The organism is Streptomyces sp. NPDC002057 (assembly GCF_040296665.1).
Lineage (GTDB): Bacteria > Actinomycetota > Actinomycetes > Streptomycetales > Streptomycetaceae > Streptomyces.
The window spans coordinates 51,023-70,441 of the sequence record NZ_JBEOXR010000016.1 but is presented as its reverse complement, the minus strand read 5'-3'; the positions used below and the strand labels follow the sequence as shown (position 1 = coordinate 70,441).

20 protein-coding genes are annotated in these 19,419 nt (G+C 71.5%); 11 read left to right on the top strand and 9 right to left on the bottom strand.

Annotation, left to right across the window (positions count from 1 at the left end):
• Positions 1-51: 51 nt before the first annotated feature.
• The 5 genes from tilS (at position 52) to ABT129_RS15505 (ending at position 5,621) form a co-directional block, all read left to right on the top strand.
• The gene (gene tilS / locus ABT129_RS15525) at positions 52-1,071 is read left to right on the top strand and encodes a tRNA lysidine(34) synthetase TilS (RefSeq protein WP_351901009.1); all 1,020 of its coding nucleotides are present in this window, start codon (positions 52-54) and stop codon (positions 1,069-1,071) included.
• A gap of 41 nt (positions 1,072-1,112) precedes the next feature.
• Complete coding sequence (gene hpt, locus ABT129_RS15520; RefSeq protein ID WP_030219931.1) at positions 1,113-1,652, top strand: hypoxanthine phosphoribosyltransferase; 540 nt, start codon at positions 1,113-1,115, stop codon at positions 1,650-1,652.
• A gap of 185 nt (positions 1,653-1,837) precedes the next feature.
• Complete coding sequence (ftsH, locus tag ABT129_RS15515; protein ID WP_351901007.1) at positions 1,838-3,856, top strand: ATP-dependent zinc metalloprotease FtsH; 2,019 nt, start codon at positions 1,838-1,840, stop codon at positions 3,854-3,856.
• Between the two features lie 97 nt (positions 3,857-3,953).
• A complete protein-coding gene (gene folE, locus ABT129_RS15510; RefSeq protein ID WP_351901005.1) occupies positions 3,954-4,559 on the top strand; it encodes a GTP cyclohydrolase I FolE in 606 nt (201 codons plus the stop codon).
• Positions 4,560-4,598: 39 nt separating this feature from the next.
• Entirely contained in the window at positions 4,599-5,621 is a 1,023-nt protein-coding gene (locus ABT129_RS15505; protein ID WP_351901003.1) for a hypothetical protein, read from the top strand.
• A gap of 4 nt (positions 5,622-5,625) precedes the next feature.
• Here ABT129_RS15505 and ABT129_RS15500 read toward each other — a convergent pair whose 3' ends face one another.
• From ABT129_RS15500 to ABT129_RS15475, 6 genes are all read right to left on the bottom strand, one after another.
• Positions 5,626-6,105, bottom strand: coding sequence for a DUF3180 domain-containing protein (locus tag ABT129_RS15500; RefSeq protein ID WP_351901001.1), 480 nt, complete (start codon positions 6,103-6,105; stop codon positions 5,626-5,628).
• 61 nt (positions 6,106-6,166) lie between these two features.
• Positions 6,167-6,766 (bottom strand): 2-amino-4-hydroxy-6-hydroxymethyldihydropteridine diphosphokinase, encoded by a 600-nt coding sequence (folK, locus tag ABT129_RS15495; RefSeq protein ID WP_351900999.1) that lies wholly within the window; start codon positions 6,764-6,766, stop codon positions 6,167-6,169.
• On the bottom strand, positions 6,763-7,122 hold the full coding sequence (gene folB / locus ABT129_RS15490; protein ID WP_017240053.1) for a dihydroneopterin aldolase: 360 nt from the start codon (positions 7,120-7,122) through the stop codon (positions 6,763-6,765). The genes folK and folB overlap by 4 nt, the downstream gene beginning before the upstream one ends.
• A gap of 132 nt (positions 7,123-7,254) precedes the next feature.
• On the bottom strand, positions 7,255-7,731 hold the full coding sequence (locus ABT129_RS15485; protein WP_351900997.1) for a nuclear transport factor 2 family protein: 477 nt from the start codon (positions 7,729-7,731) through the stop codon (positions 7,255-7,257).
• Positions 7,728-8,588, bottom strand: coding sequence for a dihydropteroate synthase (gene folP, locus ABT129_RS15480; RefSeq protein WP_351900995.1), 861 nt, complete (start codon positions 8,586-8,588; stop codon positions 7,728-7,730). The genes ABT129_RS15485 and folP overlap by 4 nt, the downstream gene beginning before the upstream one ends.
• A gap of 28 nt (positions 8,589-8,616) precedes the next feature.
• The gene (locus ABT129_RS15475) at positions 8,617-10,461 is read right to left on the bottom strand and encodes a phosphatidylglycerol lysyltransferase domain-containing protein (protein WP_351900994.1); all 1,845 of its coding nucleotides are present in this window, start codon (positions 10,459-10,461) and stop codon (positions 8,617-8,619) included.
• Positions 10,462-10,626: 165 nt separating this feature from the next.
• Between ABT129_RS15475 and ABT129_RS15470 the strand changes: the two genes are divergently transcribed.
• Positions 10,627-11,739, top strand: coding sequence for an alpha/beta hydrolase (locus ABT129_RS15470; RefSeq protein ID WP_351900993.1), 1,113 nt, complete (start codon positions 10,627-10,629; stop codon positions 11,737-11,739).
• 84 nt (positions 11,740-11,823) lie between these two features.
• Here ABT129_RS15470 and ABT129_RS15465 read toward each other — a convergent pair whose 3' ends face one another.
• Positions 11,824-12,798 (bottom strand): ABC transporter ATP-binding protein, encoded by a 975-nt coding sequence (locus ABT129_RS15465; protein WP_351900991.1) that lies wholly within the window; start codon positions 12,796-12,798, stop codon positions 11,824-11,826.
• A gap of 142 nt (positions 12,799-12,940) precedes the next feature.
• On the opposite strand from ABT129_RS15465, the gene ABT129_RS15460 reads away from it, so the two are divergent.
• From ABT129_RS15460 to ABT129_RS15440, 5 genes are all read left to right on the top strand, one after another.
• Positions 12,941-13,627 (top strand): ABC transporter permease, encoded by a 687-nt coding sequence (locus ABT129_RS15460; protein WP_351900989.1) that lies wholly within the window; start codon positions 12,941-12,943, stop codon positions 13,625-13,627.
• A gap of 1 nt (position 13,628) precedes the next feature.
• Positions 13,629-14,291, top strand: a complete 663-nt coding sequence (locus tag ABT129_RS15455) for an ABC transporter permease (RefSeq protein ID WP_351900988.1) — start codon at positions 13,629-13,631, stop codon at positions 14,289-14,291.
• 127 nt (positions 14,292-14,418) lie between these two features.
• Positions 14,419-15,426 carry an ABC transporter substrate-binding protein gene (locus tag ABT129_RS15450; RefSeq protein ID WP_351900986.1) on the top strand — a complete coding sequence of 336 codons (1,008 nt, stop codon included), beginning with the start codon at positions 14,419-14,421 and terminating at the stop codon, positions 15,424-15,426.
• A 130-nt stretch (positions 15,427-15,556) separates the two neighbouring features.
• Positions 15,557-16,669, top strand: coding sequence for a hypothetical protein (locus ABT129_RS15445; RefSeq protein ID WP_351900984.1), 1,113 nt, complete (start codon positions 15,557-15,559; stop codon positions 16,667-16,669).
• Positions 16,666-17,154, top strand: coding sequence for a GNAT family N-acetyltransferase (locus tag ABT129_RS15440; protein ID WP_351900982.1), 489 nt, complete (start codon positions 16,666-16,668; stop codon positions 17,152-17,154). The genes ABT129_RS15445 and ABT129_RS15440 overlap by 4 nt, the downstream gene beginning before the upstream one ends.
• A 45-nt stretch (positions 17,155-17,199) precedes the next feature.
• On the opposite strand, the gene ABT129_RS15435 is transcribed toward ABT129_RS15440, so the two are convergent.
• Positions 17,200-18,342, bottom strand: a complete 1,143-nt coding sequence (locus ABT129_RS15435; protein WP_351900980.1) for an NADH-quinone oxidoreductase subunit D — start codon at positions 18,340-18,342, stop codon at positions 17,200-17,202.
• A gap of 77 nt (positions 18,343-18,419) precedes the next feature.
• Entirely contained in the window at positions 18,420-19,409 is a 990-nt protein-coding gene (locus ABT129_RS15430) for an SAM-dependent methyltransferase (RefSeq protein WP_351900978.1), read from the bottom strand.
• Between the last annotated feature and the right edge of the window lie 10 nt (positions 19,410-19,419).

Sequence of the window (19,419 nt, the reverse complement as noted above, 5' to 3'; positions counted from 1 at the left end):
CCGTTAAGACTCCGACCGAGGCACCCCACCCCATCACGAAGGGCACCGGACATGGGTCCCCATCCTGCGGTCGCGGCGATACGCCTGGCGGTCCGCCGCGTACTCCACGACGTTCTCACCGAGCACCAGACCGACACCGCCCCCACACGCGACGCACGCCCCCCTCTCGTGCTCGTCGCATGCTCCGGAGGCGCCGACTCGATGGCGCTCGCCTCCGCCCTCGCCTTCGAGGCCCGCAAGCTTCCCGTGCGCGCCGGCGGCATCACCGTCGACCACGGACTCCAGGACGGCTCCGACACCCGCGCCGACGAGGTCGCCGGACGCATGACCGCACTCGGCCTCACCCCCGTCGAGACGGTCGCCGTCACCGTCGGCCGCGAAGGAGGACCCGAGGCCGCCGCCCGCGACGCGCGGTACGCGGCGCTCGACGCCGCCGCCGAGCGCCACGGCGCCACCGCGATCCTCCTCGGCCACACCCGCGACGACCAGGCCGAGACCGTCCTCCTCGGCCTCGCCCGCGGCTCCGGCATCCGCTCGCTCTCCGGCATGGCCGCCATCTCCGGCGCCGCCGGACGCTACCGGCGCCCCTTCCTCACACTCGACCGCCAGACCATCCGCAGGGCCTGCATCGCACAGGAACTCGCCGTCTGGGACGACCCCCACAACAGCGACCCCGCCTACACCCGCTCCCGCCTCCGCCACGAAGGCCTCCCCGCCCTGGAGAAGGCCCTCGGCAAGGGCGTCGTCGAAGCCCTCGCCCGAACGGCCCAGCTCTCCCGCGACGACGCCGACGCCCTCGACACCTGGGCCGCCGACGCCGAGACCTCCGTACGCGACGAGGCCGGCGCCCTGGAGTGCGCCAAGCTCCACGGGCTGCCCCCCGCCGTACGCCGCCGCGTCCTGCGCCGCGCCGTCATCGCCGAGGGCGCACCCGCCGGCTCGCTCTTCGCCCGGCACATCGAGGAAGTCGACCGGCTCATCACCGGATGGCGCGGCCAAGGGGCCATCAACCTGCCCGGACGCGTCGAAGCCCGCCGCCAGGGTGGCAGACTGGTCATCCGGCAAGGCTGACGCACGCTGCAACGAAAGTGACCCGGGTGAACGAGAAGGACATGGGCACCGACCTCCAGTCGGTGCTCATCACCAAGGAAGAGATCGACGCCAAGCTGGCAGAGCTGGCCGCGAAGATCGACGCGGAATACGCGGGCAAGGACCTGCTCATCGTCGGCGTCCTCAAGGGCGCCGTGATGGTGATGGCGGATCTGGCTCGCGCCCTTTCCACCCCCGTCACCATGGACTGGATGGCCGTCTCCTCCTACGGCGCCGGCACCCAGTCCTCGGGCGTCGTCAGAATCCTCAAGGACCTCGACACCGACATCAAGGGCAAGCACGTCCTGATCGTCGAGGACATCATCGACTCCGGCCTGACGCTGTCCTGGCTGCTGTCGAACCTCGGCTCGCGCGAGCCCGCCTCCCTGGAGGTCTGCACGCTCCTGCGCAAGCCCGAGGCCGCCAAGGTCGCGATCGACGTCAAGTGGATCGGCTTCGACATTCCCAACGAGTTCGTCGTCGGCTACGGCCTCGACTACGCCGAGAAGTACCGGAACCTTCCGTTCGTCGGCACGCTCGCCCCGCACGTCTACGGCGGCTGACAGCCCGAGGCTGACAGTCCCGGCATACGGGGAACCCGCACCGCCTTCCCCCCGTTGAACCACGGGAAGGCGGTCGCGGGCGACGATGCTGAGGTACCGTCCGAAGAACAGCTTTTTCACACAGCAGCTCTCACAGCAGCATTTTCCTACGGGCAGGAGGGACGGGGCGTTCTCGCTCCGTATGGATGGACGTGAAGCGATACTTCCGTGGGCCGGTCATGTGGATCGTGCTGGCCGTCCTCGCCGTGGTCGTGCTGATGCAGGTCGTCGGCTCGTCCGAGGGCTACAAGACGGTGGACACCGGCAAGGTCGTCCAGGCGATCGACAAGAACCAGGTCAAGCAGGCAAAGATCACCACCGGTGACGAGCAGATCATCAAGATCGAGCTCGTCGACGGCCAGAAGATCGACAAGAGCAGCAAGGTCCAGGCCAGCTACATCGGCAGCCAGGGCGTGGACCTCGCCGACAAGCTCCAGGAGAAGTTCGAGGCCGGGCAGATCGAGAAGGGCTACACCGTCTCGCCGACGAAGCAGTCGCCCTTCGTCTCGATCCTGCTCTCCCTCCTGCCCTTCGTCCTCATCGTGGTCGTCTTCCTCTTCCTGATGAACCAGATGCAGGGCGGCGGCTCCCGCGTCATGCAGTTCGGCAAGTCCAAGGCCAAGCTCATCACCAAGGACACGCCGAAGACCACCTTCGCCGACGTCGCGGGCTCGGACGAGGCCGTCGAGGAACTCCACGAGATCAAGGAATTCCTCCAGGAGCCGGCGAAGTTCCAGGCCGTCGGAGCCAAGATCCCCAAGGGCGTCCTGCTCTACGGCCCGCCCGGAACCGGCAAGACGCTCCTCGCGCGCGCCGTCGCCGGCGAGGCCGGGGTGCCCTTCTACTCGATCTCCGGCTCCGACTTCGTCGAGATGTTCGTCGGCGTCGGCGCCTCCCGGGTCCGCGACCTCTTCGAGCAGGCCAAGGCCAACGCGCCCGCCATCGTCTTCGTCGACGAGATCGACGCCGTCGGACGCCACCGCGGCGCCGGCCTCGGCGGCGGTCACGACGAGCGCGAGCAGACGCTCAACCAGCTCCTCGTCGAGATGGACGGCTTCGACGTGAAGGGCGGCGTCATCCTGATCGCCGCCACGAACCGGCCCGACATCCTCGACCCCGCCCTCCTGCGCCCCGGACGGTTCGACCGGCAGATCGCCGTCGACCGACCGGACATGCTGGGCCGTCTGGAGATCCTCAAGGTCCACCAGAAGGGCAAGCCGGTCGCTCCGGACGTCGACCTCGGCGCCGTCGCCCGACGCACCCCCGGCTTCACCGGCGCGGACCTCTCCAACGTCCTCAACGAGGCGGCACTCCTCACCGCTCGCGGCGACCAGAAGCTGATCGACAACAACGCTCTGGACGAGGCGATCGACCGAGTGGTCGCGGGCCCGCAGAAGCGGACCCGGATCATGTCGGACAAGGAGAAGAAGATCACCGCGTACCACGAGGGCGGACACGCCCTGGTCGCGGCGGCCCTGCCGAACTCCGACCCGGTCCACAAGATCACCATCCTGTCCCGCGGCCGCGCCCTGGGCTACACGATGGTGCTGCCGGAAGAGGACAAGTACTCCACCACCCGCAACGAGATGCTCGACCAGCTGGCGTACATGCTGGGCGGGCGCGCGGCGGAGGAGCTCGTCTTCCACGACCCGACCACGGGCGCGGCGAACGACATCGAGAAGGCCACGGCCACCGCTCGCGCGATGGTCACGCAGTACGGCATGACCGAGCGTCTCGGCGCGATCAAGTTCGGTGGCGACAACACCGAGCCCTTCCTCGGCCGTGAGATGGCGCACCAGCGCGACTACTCGGAAGAGGTCGCCGCGCTGGTCGACGAAGAGGTCAAGAAGCTCATCGAGACCGCTCACAACGAGGCCTGGGAGATCCTCGTCGAGAACCGCGACGTCCTCGACAACCTGGTCCTCGCCCTGCTGGAGAAGGAGACGCTGGGCAAGGAGGAGATCGCCGAGATCTTCACCCCCCTCGTCAAGCGCCCGGCCCGCCCGGCCTGGACCGGCTCCTCCCGCCGTACCCCGTCCACGCGTCCGCCGGTGCTCTCCCCCCGGGAGCTCGCCCTGACGAACAGCGCGAACGGCTCGGCGACCCCGGCGGTCGACACCACGAAGGGCATCGAGATCGCCCCGGTGGACACCCCGGAGGACTGACCGTCCCACCCCGGAATGGCTGCCGCGCCCCCACAGGTTTTAGCCTGTGGGGGCGCGGCATTTCGCGCACATCAGTCAGACGGAACGAGGCACAGAGATGACCGACCCGGTGACGCTGGACGGCGAGGGCACGATAGGCGAGTTCGACGAGAAGCGCGCCGAGGCCGCCGTGCGAGAGCTCCTCATCGCGGTCGGCGAGGACCCGGACCGCGAGGGCCTGCGAGAGACGCCGGCGCGGGTGGCGCGGGCGTACAAGGAGTTGTTCGCGGGGTTGTGGCAGAAGCCCGAGGACGTGCTGACGACGACGTTCGACCTTGGGCACGACGAAATGGTCCTGGTCAAGGACATCGAGTTGACGAGCCAGTGTGAGCATCATTTGCTCCCATTTCATGGTGTAGCTCACATTGGTTACATTCCTGCTGAATCGGGCAAGATCACCGGGCTGTCCAAGCTGGCCCGCCTTGTTGACGTCTTCGCGAGGCGTCCGCAGGTGCAGGAGCGTCTGACGACGCAGATCGCCGACTCGTTGATGCGCATCCTGGACGCCCGCGGCGCGATCGTCGTCATCGAGGCCGAGCACATGTGCATGGCTCTGCGTGGGGTCCGTAAGCCGGGGGCCAAGACGACCACCTCGGCGGTGCGTGGACAACTTCGCGACGCTACCACCCGTGCCGAGGCCATGTCCCTGATATTGGCCCGTTAGTAGCGGACTGTCCGGCTTGCTTCATAACGTCCTTGATCAGTGGAATCGATCGCTGATCAAGGGGGCGGTATGGGGTACGGGCCGACCAGCAAGATGCTGGTGAACCTGGTGGGCGGCTGCGTTCAGGCGAAGAACGTAGCTCCGGGGAGCACGATGTGGACGCTGGACGGGAACCGGACGGTGCCGACCACGGTCGTGGACGTGACGGCGGCGAAAGCCCGTGTAGCCGTGGATGTGGTCACGGACCACATGACGTTCTCCGTCAGTCCGGATCTGCTGCTTGCCACGCCGGAGGGCTGGCAGCACGCGGCTGACGTGGCGGGGAGGACTGTCGCCTGGACGCGGGCACGGAAGCTGTGCCGAGAACGGCTGACGATCAGGCCCGGGTACGAGTTCGGGTACTGCGTAGGCGCCACCTGCGCGGACGGGACGGTCTACAAGAACTACGTGTCCTTGATCGTCAACGATGAGACGTTCGCCTCCCGCTATGCGTCTGCTCTGACGGCCTGCACCGGGCTGCCTGCCCGCCTGGAGGCCGTGACCCGGCCGTCCGGCTATCTCAAGCGGGACCTGCCGGGCTTTCGTGTGCGAGTGGTGTCCTCGTACCTCTCCGACGCGATGCGGCATTACGTGGGAGGAGACGCGCACCACATGCGGCAGGGCTTTCCGCGCGTGGTCCTGCGGGACATCGACACGATCAGCGGATTCCTCGACGGCTACATCGCTGGGGACGGCTTCAGCCTCAAGCATGGCGGCGGACGCATGATCATCAGCGCGAACGTGCCCTTCCTGACGGAGTTGGCGGAGATCATCGGGGCGCGGTTCACCCCCTCGAAACGGGGGCTCGCTTCTCAGCTCTATGTGTCGAACCGCTGGATGAGCCGCAACACCTTCGCCCCCGAGGTCCACCCCCTCGACCCGCCCGAGTCCTCCTGGATCAAGGTCCAGGAAGTCCGCCCCCGCCCCGCCCTGGGCACCAAGCCCTTCACCTTCTACAGCTACCGGCTGGAACCCCACCCCACCTTCCTGGTGAACGGGCACCTCGCGCGTCAGGAAGGTTGAGAGGTCAGGCCGCCGGGGCGCGGTTCTCGTCGTCGTCCTCCGGCAGGCGGCAGACGCGTTCCAGGAAGAGGGCGGCGGCGATGACGGCGATGCCCGCCGCGACCGAGAAGGCCGCGTAGAGGGCCTGGTCGCGGCGGGCGGGGACGTCGAGGAAGCCGAGGAGGAAGACGCCCGTGCCGCCGTACATGCCGGCGACGAGGGCGGCCACCAGGGCGCTCGCCTGGCCGAAGACCACCGCGCGGGCCGCCATCAGCGGCTCGACGCCCTTGGCGCCGGGGCGGCGCTCCCGCTGGGCCTTGAGGCGGGAGCGGATCGAGAGGGCGGTCGCGGTGAGGACGACCGCGATCACGGTGAGGACGATGGGCGCGGCGATCGGCACGCTGGGGAGGGTGCCGACCGCGTCCCAGAGCCGGGCGGCACCCCAGGAGAGGATGCCGGCCACGAGGAACAGTCCGGTGAGCACCTTCAGCCGCAGTTGTTTCACCGGGTGTCCTTCGCGTGGTCGTCGGTCGTGGTCGTGGGCGGTCTGCCACGAAGCGTAACGACTACTCGGGCAGACGGAGTTCCAGGTCGGCGCGGCGGGCGACGCCTTCGCCGCCGAGGGCGGCCAGGAGCGAGGCGACGGGGCCGTGGCCGGGGAGCTGGGCCTCGGGGTCGACGTCGTTCCAGGGGGCGAGCACGAAGGCGCGCTGGTGGGCGCGGGGGTGCGGGAGGGTGAGGACGGGGTCCTCGGAGAGCACGTCCGCGTAGGCGACGATGTCGACGTCTATGGTGCGGGCGCCCCAGCGCTCCTCGCGGACGCGGTGGAAGGCCTCCTCGACGGCGTGGGCCCGCTCCAGGAGGGAGGAGGGCGGCAGCGTCGTCTTCACGAGGGCGACGGCGTTGAAGTACGAGGGCTGGGTGTCGGGCTCGACGCCCCAGGGCTCCGTCTCGTACACGGGGGAGACGGCCTTGACCCGGAGGCCCGGGGTGTCCGCGAGGGCGTCGACGGCCCCCTGGAGGGTCTCCAGGCGGTTGCCGAGGTTGGCTCCGAGGGCGACGACGGCCCAGCGGGGGTTGGACAGCGTCGTGTCGGCCGCGTCGACGGTCTCGACGACGGAGGCCGGTACGGGCTGGACGGTGGGGTCGCTCTGCGTCGGCTTCATCGTCGGCTCCGGGTGATCGTGATGGTCACGTCGTCGAAGGGCACGGTGATGGGCGCGTCCGGCTTGTGTACGACGACTTCCACCTCCTGTACCCCGGCGTGGCTGAGGCATTGCTGGGCGATGCGCTCGGCGAGGGTTTCGATGAGGTCGACGGGTTCGCCCTGGACGACGTCGACGACCTCTTCGGCGACGATCCCGTAGTGAACGGTCTTCGCCAGGTCGTCGTCGGCCGCGGCCGGGCGGGTGTCCAGGCCGAGGACCAGGTCCACGATGAAGGTCTGGCCCTCCTCGCGCTCCTTGGGGAAGACGCCGTGATGGCCCCGGGCCTTGAGGCCGCGCAGCGCGACACGATCCACGCGAATCACTCCTGCTGTCGTAGTTCGGTGGCCACGCAGCCGGGTGCGGACGGCCGGGTGTCCAGCATCGAATCTACCTGCGGGGACCGACAGGCCGTGTCCGTGGGGGCCGTGGGCGGGTCAGCCGGCGGGTCAGGAGGGGTGTTCGGTGCCGTCGACGCCGGGCTCGCCGTCCTCCGTTCCCTCGGTCTCCGCAAGGACGGGGGAGGCGTGGTGGGACCAGATCCGCCAGCCGTCGGGTGTGTGGCGGAACACATTGGTGGCGACGACGAGCTGGCCGACGAGGGGTCCGAGTTCGGCGCCGTCCTCGGCGGGGCCGCCGCTGAGGATGTTCTCGGTGCAGGTGACGACGGCGGTGCGGCCGGCGAGGGAGATCTTGAGGTCGGTGAGGAAGAACTGGATGTACTCGGTGTTCGCCATGATCAGGGCGTACGAGCGGAGGACCTCGCCGCGGCCGGTGAGGACGGGCCAGCCGGGGTGGACGCAGGTGATGGGGGTGGCGCCGTCGTCGAGCCAGAGGTCGGAGACGGCTTCGAAGTCGCCGGTCTCCATCGCTTCGTAGAAGGCGGTGTTGGCGGCTTCGACGGCCGTCTCGTCGGCGCTGCTCACGCGGCTCCCTCGACGGCGCGGGCGACGCGTACGGCGTCGGCGGTGGCCCGGACCTCGTGGACGCGGACGGCCCACGCGCCCGCGTGGGCGGCGAGGGCGGAGACGGCGGCGGTGGCGGCGTCGCGTTCGCGGGCGGGGGGTGGTGAGGCGCCCTCGCGGGCGAGGACGTGGCCGAGGAACCGCTTGCGGGAGGCGGCGACCAGGAGGGGGCGGCCGAGGGCGCGGAGTGCGGGGAGGTGGGCGACGAGGGCGAGGTCGTGGGGGGCGAGCTTGGCGAAGCCGAGGCCGGGGTCGACGACGAGGCGTTCGGGGTCGATCCCGCCGTCGACGACGGCCTCCAGGCGGGTGCGGAGTTCGCCGACGACTTCGCCGACGACGTCGTCGTACACGGCGAGGCTGTTCATGTCCTGGCTGAAGCCGCGCCAGTGCATGACGACGAAGGGGACCTCGGCGGCGGCGACGGCGGGGACCATGCCGGGGTCGGCGAGGCCGCCGCTGACGTCGTTGACGAGGACGGCGCCGGCTTCGACGGCGCGGGCGGCGACGGCGGCGCGCATGGTGTCGACGGAGACGGTGACGCCTTCGGCGGCGAGGCCGCGGACGACGGGGACGACGCGGCGGAGCTCTTCCTCCTCGTCGACGCGGCTGGCGCCGGGCCGGGTGGACTCGCCGCCGACGTCGACGAGGTCGGCGCCCTCGGCGACGAGGTCGAGGCCGTGTTTGACGGCGGCCGTGGTGTCGAACCAGCGGCCGCCGTCGGAGAAGGAGTCGGGGGTCACGTTGACCACGCCCATGACCGCGCAGCGGTCCCACTCCGGCAGGCCCCGGGCCGTGCCCCGGTCGATCGTCGTACTCATGTGACCAGCGTAGGGCCCAGGGGTGGGATCAGGCGGCGCGGATCTCGCGCTCGGCGGGTGCGGTGACGATGTGGGCGCAGGGGCGGGGGGCCGGGGCGCTGCGCCGGCGGGCGAGGGGGCGGGGCAGCGAGAGGTTCACGAAGCCTTCGGCCTGCATGGCGGCGAAGCCGATGCGGGGGAGGTCGCGGCTGGTGCGGTAGACGACGAAGCGGGGTTCCCAGCGGGGCTGGAACTTGGCGTTGAACTTGTACAGGGACTCGATCTGGAACCAGCGGGAGAGGAAGACGAGGAGTCCGCGCCAGACGCGCAGGACGGGTCCGGCGCCGATCTTCTCGCCGCGGGCGAGGGCCGAGCGGAACATGGCGAAGTTGAGGGACACGCGCGCGATGCCGAGGCCGGGGGAGGCCTGGAGGGCGGCGACGATGAGGAGCTCGTTCATGCCGGGGTCGGCGGAGCGGTCGCGGCGCATGAGTTCGAGGGACATGCCGTCGCGGCCCCAGGGGACGAAGTGGATGATCGCCTTGAGGTCGCCGTACGGGGAGTCGGGGGTGTCGTCGGGGTCGGTCTTGTGGGCGGTCGCTATCACGGCGTCGCCGTCGCCGGGGGCGCCGATGCGGCCGAGGGCCATGGAGAAGCCGCGCTCGGTGTCGGTGCCGCGCCAGTCGGCGGCGGCGCGGCGGACGTGGGCGAGTTCGGCGTCGTCGAGGTCAGCGACGCGGCGGACGCGGGTGGTGTAGCCGTTGCGCTCGATGCGCTTCACCATCTGGCGGACGTTGCGCATGGCCCGTCCGGAGAGGGAGAAATCCGCGACGTCGACGACCGCCTCGTCGCCGAGTTCGAGGGCGTCGAGGCCGGTCTCGCGGGTCCAGACCTGGCCGCCGGTCTCGGAGCAGCCCATGACGGCGGGGGTCCAGGAGTGGGCCTTGGCCTCGTCCATGAAGCGTTCGATGGCGCCGGGCCAGGCCTCGACGTCGCCGATGGGGTCGCCGCTGGCGAGCATGACGCCGGAGACCACGCGGTAGCAGACGGCGGCCTTTCCGCTGGGGGAGAAGACGACGCCCTTGTCGCGGCGGAGGGCGAAGTGGCCGAGGGAGTCGCGTCCGCCGTGCTGGTCGAGGAGGGCGCGGAGGCGGGTCTCGTCCTCGTCGGTGAGGCGGGCGGCGGGGTGTTCGGGGCGGAAGGCGAGGTAGATGGTGGTGAGGGCGGTGAGCATGCCGAGGGCGCCGAGGGAGTAGCCGACGGTCCAGTCGACGCCGTTGCTGTAGCCGACGGGGCCTTCGACGCCGAAGAGTCCGTAGAGGACGTGTTCGAGTCGGTCGGCGAGGCTGGGGCTGCCGAGGACGCGGCGCGGGTGGGCGCTGACGATGACGAGGCCGAGGGCGATGGATCCGGCGCCCATGACGACGAAGTTGGCGAGTGCGCGCCAGCGGCTGCGGGGGTCGGGCAGGGCGGCGAACTCGGTCCGGTGGCGCAGGAGGAGGGCGAGGAGTACGAGGGAGAGGAGGGCGCCGAGGACGGAGTGGCGCCAGACGAACTGGGCGGCGGCGCCGAGGGGGAGGAGGACGACGGCGGCGCGCCAGGCGCGGCGCTTGTGGCGCTTGAGGCCGTGGGCGAGGAGCAGGAGGAGGACGCCGGCGCTCAGGGAGAGGGCGGCGGAGAGGGGGCCGAGGGTGCCGGGGAGGACTTCCGCGACGGCGTGCATGCGGCTGGCGCGGAAGCGGGGGAAGACGCCTGCGGCGATGTCGATGAGGCCGATCAGGGTGCAGGCCGTACCGACGAGGGCGGGGACCTTCTCGGGGCGGGGGCCGCGGAGAATCCGGCGTACCCGAACCGGAACCAATCCTGATTTGTCCCCATCTACTGTGACAGACATGGCTTCCCGTGCTTCCCGTGGTCCTGCGAAGGGTCTTTGACTCCGGTCGGGCCCTGCGGCGCGTTCGGCGGGCCGTTCCGGTCGGTGCGCCCTCTAGGACGGAGCCGCGCGGGGTCGGGTTCATCGGTTCACAGGAAATTCTCGGAAAGAAGGCTCGGTCGTTCCATGGGTCTCACCAGCAACAAAGTCCTCGTGGTGGCGGTCGCGCTGGCCGTGGCGCTGTTCCTCGCCACGGTCTGGCTGTGGCCGCGGCTCGCGCGCCGCGGCTGGCGGGCGGTGGTGGGACGGGTGGGGCTGCTGCTGGTGACGCAGGTGGTGTTGTTCGCGGCGGTGGGTCTCGCGGCGAACCGGTCGTTCCTGTTCTACGGCTCGTGGGCCGATCTGTTCGGCCAGGAGCAGGGCATGGGTGTGGTGGTCGACCACGCGGCCGGCTCGAAGGACGTACGGGTGGTGGGGAGGCAGGCGCTCGACGTGCCGGGCGGGGGCCGTCCCGAGGTCGCCGGCCAGATACAGAAGGTCGTGGTGGCGGGGGAGCGGTCGGGGATCGTCTCGTCGGCCTATGTGTACCTGCCGCCGGAGTACTTCCAGGAGCGGTACGCGAAGCGCACGTTCCCGGCCTCGGTGGTGCTCACGGGGTATCCGGGGACGGCGGAGAACCTGATCAAGGGGCTGAAGTACCCGAAGACGGCGTACCTCCAGGCGAAGGAGGGGCGGATGCAGCCGATGATCCTGGTGATGCTGCGTCCGACGGTGGCGCCGCCCCGCGACACCGAGTGCGTGGACGTGCCCGGTGGCCCGCAGACGGAGACCTTCTTCGCCGAGGACCTGCCGAAGGCGGTCTCGGAGACGTACCGGGTGGGCACGGAGCCGCGCAACTGGGGGTTCATGGGGAACTCCACGGGCGCGTACTGCGCGCTGAAGATCGCGCTGCACCACCCGGACCGGTTCGCGGCCGGGGCGGGGTTCTCCGCGTACTACCGGGCGGCGGAGGACGTCACGACGGGCGACCTCTTCCAGGGGGACGACGGGCTGCGCAAGCGCGCCGACCTGCTGTGGAGCCTGGACCACCTGCCGCAGGGGAAGACGTCGTTCCTGGTGACGACGTCGAAGCGGGGCGAGGACAACCGGCGGGGCACGCTGGAGTTCATCAAGAAGGTGAAGAGCCCGGCGCGGGTCTCGTCGATCACGCTGGAGAGCGGCGGCCACAACTTCAACACCTGGAACCGGGAGATCCCGCCGGGGATGGTCTGGATGGGCGGCAAGCTCAGCGCGACCTGAGGGGAGTCCCGGCGGGGCCCGCGTCGTGCCGGAGGCCCGGTGGGTCCGGCGGGCGGCCCGGTGGGGCCCGGCGGGGCCCCGGGCTCACTCCGCCGCGGTCGCCCGGCGCAGGGCGCGGTGGACGCCGGCCGGGGTGAGCACGCCGAGGGGGCTGCCGTCGGCTGCCGTGACGGTGAGGCGGCCCGTGTCGTGCTGGAGGAGTACGGCGAGGGCGTCCTTGAGGGAGCTTCCGAGGGGTACGGGGTCGGGGGCGCCGGTCTCCTTCGCGGGCGTCCCTTCGGGCACGGGGTCGAGGTCGGCCTCGGTGACCGGGGTGACCGCGAGCCGCTTCAGGCCGCGGTCGTTGCCGACGAAGTCGGCGACGTACGGGGTGGCCGGGGCGCCGAGGACGGTGGCGGGGGCGTCGAACTGCTCGATGCGGCCCTGTCCGTAGACGGCCATGCGGTCGCCCATGCGGACGGCCTCCTCGATGTCGTGGGTGACGAGGAGGACGGTCTTGCGGACGGTCGCCTGGAGGGCGAGGAACTCGTTCTGGAGGCGCTCGCGGACCACCGGGTCGACCGCGCCGAAGGGCTCGTCCATGAGGAGGACGGGCGGATCGGCGGCGAGGGCGCGGGCGACGCCGACGCGCTGGCGCTGGCCGCCGGAGAGCTGGGCGGGGTAGCGGGAGCCGTAGGTGGCGGGGTCGAGGCCGACGAGGTCGAGGAGTTCGGCCGCACGCGCGCGTGCGGCGGCCTTCTTCCAGCCGAGGAGGGCGGGGACGGTCGCGGTGTTGTCGAGGACCGTGCGGTGGGGGAAGAGCCCGACCTGCTGGATGACGTAGCCGATCTTGCGGCGCAGGGCGACGGGGTCGACGCCGGAGATGTCCTCGCCGTCGACGAGGACGCGGCCCGAGGTCGGTTCGACGAGCCGGTTCACCATCATCATCGTGGTCGTCTTGCCGCAGCCGGACGGCCCGACCAGGGTGACGAGTTCGCCCTCCGCGACCTCGAAGGAGAGGTCGTCGACGGCGGTGGTGCCGTCCGCGTACCGCTTGGTCACGTGCTCGAACCGGATCATGGTTCCCCATTCTGGCCCCTGGATGCCGGGGGTGTGTGAAGGGCGTGTTGCCGCATTGTGGCGGGTCTCGGGGATTGTCGGTGACGGGGGTTAGGGTCGTCAGACATGCGTTCGGGAAGGTCGACGGGCGGGGGGAGGACGGATGAGCGCACCGAACTGTCTGGTCACGAACGACTGGATCTGCGGCGAGTACCTGCGCACGCGGGCCCAGGAGTTGACCGACGCCACGCTCCAGCATGTGGGAATCACGGTCGCCTCCGTGCTGATCGCGCTGGTCGTCGCGGTGCCGCTGGCACTGCTCGTCCGGGCCGAACCGCGGTTCGCGGGACCGGTCCTCGGACTGACCACCCTGCTCTACACGGTCCCGTCGCTCGCCATGTTCTCCCTCCTGCTGCCCTTCTTCGGGCTCTCGGCGGCGCTCGTGGTGACCGGCCTCGTGCTGTACGCGCTGACGATCCTCGTGCGGAACACCCTGGCGGGGCTCGCCGCGGTGCCCGCCGAGACGATCGAGGCCGCCCGGGGCATGGGGTACGGCTCGCTGCGGCTTCTCTGGCAGGTCGAACTCCCCCTCGCGCTGCCGGTGCTGATGGCGGGGATACGGATGGCGACGGTCTCCACCATCGCGCTCACGACGGTCGGCTCCGTCGTCGGCCGGGGTGGCCTCGGCAACCTCATCGAGGACGCGCTGCCCACCTTCTTCAAGGCGCAGATGCTCGCCGCCTCGGTGCTGTGCGTGCTGCTCGCCGTCGCCGCCGACCTGCTGCTCCTGGGGCTCCAGCGGCTGCTCACGCCGTGGACCCGCATACGGACCGCGCCGGGAGGTGAGTGAGGTGGGCATCGTGACGGACGCCTGGGGCTGGCTCACCACCGGCGCGCACTGGACGGGCGAGGAGGGCGTCGGGCAGCGGCTCGCCGAGCACGTGTACGTGAGCGGGGCGGCGCTGCTGATCGCGGCGGCGCTCGCGCTGCCGCTGGGGCTCTGGCTCGGCCACCTCGGCAAGGGCGGGACGCTCGCGATGAACGTGTCGAACGTGGGGCGGGCGATCCCCGTCTTCGCGGTGCTCGCCCTGTTCATGGTGTCGCCCCTGCGGAACGCCGGCTATGTGCCGACCGTCGTGGCCCTCGTGCTCTTCGCGATACCGCCGCTCCTCACCAACGCGTACGTGGGGATGCGGGAGGTGGACCGGGCCGCGGTCCGGGCCGCGCGGGGCATGGGGATGACCGGCGGGCAGCTCTTCCGCCAGGTCGAGCTCCCGCTCGCCCGGCCGGTGGTGATGACCGGTGTGCGCTCGGCCGCGGTGCAGGTGGTCGCCACGGCGACCGTCGCGGCGATGGTCGGGCAGGGCGGTCTCGGCCGGATCATCACGGCCGGCTTCGCCACGTACGACACCGCGCAGGTCGTCGCGGGCGCCGTGCTCGTGGCCCTGCTGGCCCTCCTGGTGGAGGGCGTGATGGTGGCCGCGGAGCGTCTCTTCGACCGGCTCGCGCGATGACCGGCTCGCCTCGCGGCGACCGGATCGCCCGACGACCGGCCCGTGCGACGACCGGCTCGCGCGCCGAAGGACTCGCGCGTCGGAGGGCGCGCGGGCCTCTGAACTTCCAACTGAACGCTGACTGGGGATGGGTGATCTCGTGAACAGGGTCTCGCGTATCGCGGGCGCGGTACTGGGTACGGCGGCGCTGACCGTCGCGCTCGCCGCGTGCGGCGGTGACAGCCTGGAGCAGGGCAAGAAGAAGGACTCCGGGAGTTCCGGGGACGCCGGGAACTCCGGTGGCGGCACGAAGGGTTCGCTGGTCGTCGGCGCGGCGGCCTTCACCGAGGCCAAGGTCCTGGCCGAGCTCTACGCGCAGACGCTGAGGGACGCCGGATACTCCGTGTCCATCACCACGGTGAAGAATCGCGAGCTCTACGAGCCCTCGCTGGAGAAGGGCGAGATCGACGTCGTCCCGGAATACGCGGCGACGATCGCGGAATTCCTCAACGCGAAGGTGAACGGGCCGAAGGCGCCCGAGGAGAAGCCGGTCGCCTCCGGTGACGCGACGGCCACGGTCGAGGCGCTGCGCAAGCTCGCCGAACCGCGCGGCCTGAAGGTGCTGGCGGTCGGTGAGGCGGTCGATCAGAACGCCTTCGCGGTGACGAAGGAATTCGCCGAGAAGAACAAGCTGACGACGCTTTCGGATCTCGGCAAGTCGAAGCTGAAGGTGAAGATCGCCGCCGGTGACGAATGCGCGGTACGGCCGTTCTGCGCCCCCGGTCTGAAGAAGACGTACGGGATCGACGTGACCGGGATCGACCCCAAGGGAGTCGGTACCCCGCAGGCCAAGCAGGCGGTGAAGGACGGGGTGGACCAGCTGGTCCTGACGACCACCACGGACGCCACGATCGACGGCTACGGCCTGGTCTTCCTCGAGGACGACAAGAAGCTGCAGAACGCCGACAACGTGCTGCCCGTGGTCAACGCCAAGGACGCCGGTTCCCCGGAGATAGCCGCCGCCCTGGACAAGATCACCAAGGTGCTGACCACAGCGGATCTCGCCGAACTCAACCGCAAGGTGGACGCCGAGCGGGCGAAGCCGGAGGACGTCGCCAAGGCGTATCTGGAGACGAAGGGGCTGCTCAAGAAGTAGGCGCCCGGTGGGGGGAGTCGGCCCGAAACGGAACCGGAACGGTGGATATCCACTTCTGGTGACGAGAAGTGGCCAAGAGATTGCCGGGCCGACACCCCACACGGCGCCTACGCACGGTAAATTTCAGGCCATGCCACGTGGACGCCACCGCCATTCCCCGCCTCTGCACAAGCTGATGCCGCCCTCCGCGGTCGCCGGCGCCGCGGTCGTGTGCGCCGCGGCCGCCTGGCTGCCCGGCGAGCTGGTCGTCGTACGGCTGCTCGCCGCCGCGGCGGCCGCCGCCGCCGTCACCGGCGCCGTCCTCATGCGCAGTTGGGACCGGAGCGCCGGCCTGCGGGTCGCCGAACTCGACCGGGCCCGCACCGCCGAGGAGTGGAAGGCCGAGGAGCGGGTCGCCGAGCTGGAGTCCGACCTGGAGGAGGCCCGCGCGCTGCGGTCCCGCCTCGACGCCAAGCTCCGCGCCAAGCGCGTGGAGCTCGCCGGGCTGCGCGGCGAGCACGCTGACCTGCTCCGCCGCTACGCCACCGCCGAGACCGAGCGGGCCAGCGCCCTGGAGGGCGCCCGCGTCCTGGCCCTGGAGACGTCCGCCGCCGCGGCCGGCACCGCCAGGGCACTGCCCGCCGGTGGCTCCACGCCCACCCCGGAGGCCTTCCGCCGCGCCGCCCAGGCGCTGCGCGACCTCCCCCGCAACGCCGCCGCCCAGCAGGCCCGCCGCACCACCGAGGCGGCCCGCGCGCGTGACCTCGCCGAGCGGGCCCTGGAGACGGAGGAACCGCGGGGGAAGCACGCGGCGGCCGCCGGAACCGAGCAGCACACCCGCCCGGCCGCCCCCGCCCTCGCGCTCCCGCCGGCCGCGCCGGTCCCGCCCTCCTCCACGAAGGTGCCGGCGGTCCCGACCGCCGCCGCGATCGTCCCGTACGCGGCCCGCAGGCCCGTCCCGCGCCCCGAGGGCGGCTTCGACTTCTTCGGTACGCAGAAGGCGGCGGAGGCCATCGAGGCCGTGCAGAACACCGACCTCGCCGATGTCGTGGGCGAGGAGGTCCTGGAAGAGGCCCTGGCCGCCCAGGCCGTGCCCGGCGCCCCCCTCCTCACCCCGATCAGCCCCTCCGGCGCCTTCGGCAACCCGCTCGCCCCCCGCCCCACGCCCCCGTCCCAGGCGGTCGGCCAGGTCATCGACCTGACCGCGCACGACGAGACCGAGCAGTTCGACGTGGCCGAGCTGCGCGGAGCGGTGAACTCGTGACCCACCGCCTCACCGACCTTCCGGTCGGCGAGGGCATCCGGCGCCGCGACGAACTCCTGGCCCTGTGCGCCCAGGCGTTCTGCGGCGCCCCCTGGCACGAGCCGCCGCTCGGCGCCGTACGGACCGTGGACAGGCTCCTCGACGCGGCCGCGTCGAAGGACGGATTCACCGCGGTGATCGCGCTCGACCCCGACGAGGCCCTCCTCGGCTTCGCCGCCGGATGGAACGACACGGCCCTCTCCGGAGCCGCCCCCGCCTTCGAGTTCGCCGAACTCGTCGTCGCCCCCGCCCACCAGGGCCGGGGCATCGGCCGGAGCCTCCACGACGCGCTGCTCGTGGTCGGGACGCCCGGCCCCGCCCGGCTCATGACCCTCGACGTACCGGAACTCACGGACCGGTACGGGCGCTGGGGCTGGACCACCGTCGAGCGACGGCGCCCCGGCAAGGAGGAGCGGGAGTACGTCGTGATGGGCCGGGAGTCCTGACCCCCGCCGGGCGTCGACAGCCCCCGACGGCCCGCTACTCGCCCCTCACTTGTCGATGTCGCCGACGACGAAGAACAGCGAGCCCAGGATCGCCACCATGTCGGCGACGAGCGTTCCGGGCAGCAGTTCCACGAGCGCCTGGATGTTGTTGAAGGAGGCCGAGCGCAGCTTCAGCCGGTACGGCGTCTTCTCGCCCTTCGACACCAGGTAGTAGCCGTTGACGCCGAGCGGGTTCTCCGTCCACGCGTAGGTGTGGCCCTCCGGGGCCTTGAGCACCTTCGGCAGCCGCTGGTTGATCGGCCCGGCCGGCAGCTCCGCCATCCGGTCCAGGCACGCGTCCGCCAGGTCCAGGGAGTTGTGCGTCTGGTCGAGCAGGCACTCGAACCGGGCCAGACAGTCGCCCTCCTCGCGCACGGCGACCCGCAGGGTGTCCTGGAGCTCGCCGTAGGCCAGGTACGGCTCGTTACGGCGCAGGTCGAAGTCGACGCCCGAGGCGCGGGCGATGGGCCCCGACACCCCGTACGCGTGGACGGCCGCCGGGGACAGGACACCGACCCCGCGCGTACGGCCCCGGAAGATCTCGTTCCCGAGGACCAGCCGGTCGTACACGTCCATCCGCGAGCGCACGTCGGCGACGGCCTGCCGCGCGCGGCCCAGCCAGCCGGCCGGCAGGTCCTCCTTGAGTCCGCCGACCCGGTTGAACATGTAGTGCATCCGGCCGCCGGAGACCTCCTCCATCACCGCCTGGAGCTCCTCGCGCTCCCGGAAGGCGTGGAAGACCGGGGTGATCCCGCCCAGTTCGAGGGGGTACGAGCCGAGGAACATCAGGTGGTTGAGGACCCGGTTCAGCTCGGCGAGGAGCGTACGGGTCCACACCGCGCGCTCCGGGACCTCCATGCCCAGCATCCGCTCGACGGCCATGACCACGCCGAGTTCGTTGGAGAAGGCGGAGAGCCAGTCGTGACGGTTGGCCAGCATGATGATCTGCCGGTAGTCCCGCGCCTCGAACAGCTTCTCCGCACCGCGGTGCATGTACCCGATGACCGGCTCGGCCTGCCGCACGACCTCGCCGTCGAGCACGAGCCGGAGCCGGAGCACACCATGGGTCGAGGGATGCTGCGGCCCGATGTTCAGCACCATGTCGGTGCTCTCCGCCGCGCCGCCGATGCCGACCGTCGTCTCCGTCATACGGCCAGTATCCCCCGCGCCCCGGACGCCCCGTCGCCCTGTCCGCGGGCCCGGGTGACCGGATCGGGCGGGCGGAGTCAGTGCCCCGCCGCCGGGACCCGCCGGGTCAGCCAGAGGAAGTCGCCGAGACCGCCGCGGGCGGTGAGCTCGGCGGCCTCGCCGGCGGTGGAGAGGGCGCGGACGTACGCCGCCGGATCGGTCGAGGCCAGCGCGATCGGGGGCCGTCCACCGGACACCCCCAGGGCCCGCAGGGCCTCCCGCTGCGCGACCGGACCGTCCGCGTCCCCGGCGGAGGCGACCGCCGCCGCGCACGCGTCCAGGGCCACGTGGGACGTCAGGTCGCAGGTGCCGTCCGGCACCGGGGGGACCTCGCGGCCCGCGCGGAAGCCGGTCAGCGTGCCGAAGGGCGGCCGGGCGTCCCGTACGTGCGCGTAGTCCACGGCCACCGCGCGGCCCGCCGCCAGTGAGGACACCGCCGCCGCCCACGCCTCGTCCCGGGGCCGGCCGATCTCGGCCCGCGCGCCCGGCTCCCGCAGCGGCCACCAGCGGGCCAGCCACTCCGCGTCCGGGCCGGAGACCGGCCCGCCGAGCCGTTCCGCGCCGTCCGCGCGGACCTCCACGTACCGGGCCGTGCCCGCCGCGTCCGCCTCGGCGACGTCCACCGGCACGTTGTCCAGCCACTCGTTCGCGAAGAGGAGCCCGCGCGCCCCCGCGGGAGGCCGGTCCGTCCACACGATCCGGGGGTCGAGCCCGGCCGGACGGGCGGCGCGCTCGACGGCGTACGCCCGGACCGTGAGGCCGCTCCCCGCCGTCGCGGCGAGTACCCCCGCGAGCAGCTCGCCGCGCCCCGCGCCGACATCCACAAGGTCGACCCCGTCGGTTCCCAGCTCCTCCGCGACCTCGCCGAGCAGCCGGGCCACGGCCGCCGCGAAGAGCGGGGAGGCGTGCACCGAGGTGCGGAAGTGGCCCGCCGGCCCCTCGGGGCGCAGGTAGAAGCCCCCGGGGCCGTAGAGCGCCCGTTCCGTGGCCTGTCGCCACCCCTGCCACTGACACGTCTCATCCGTCACGCGCCCCAGT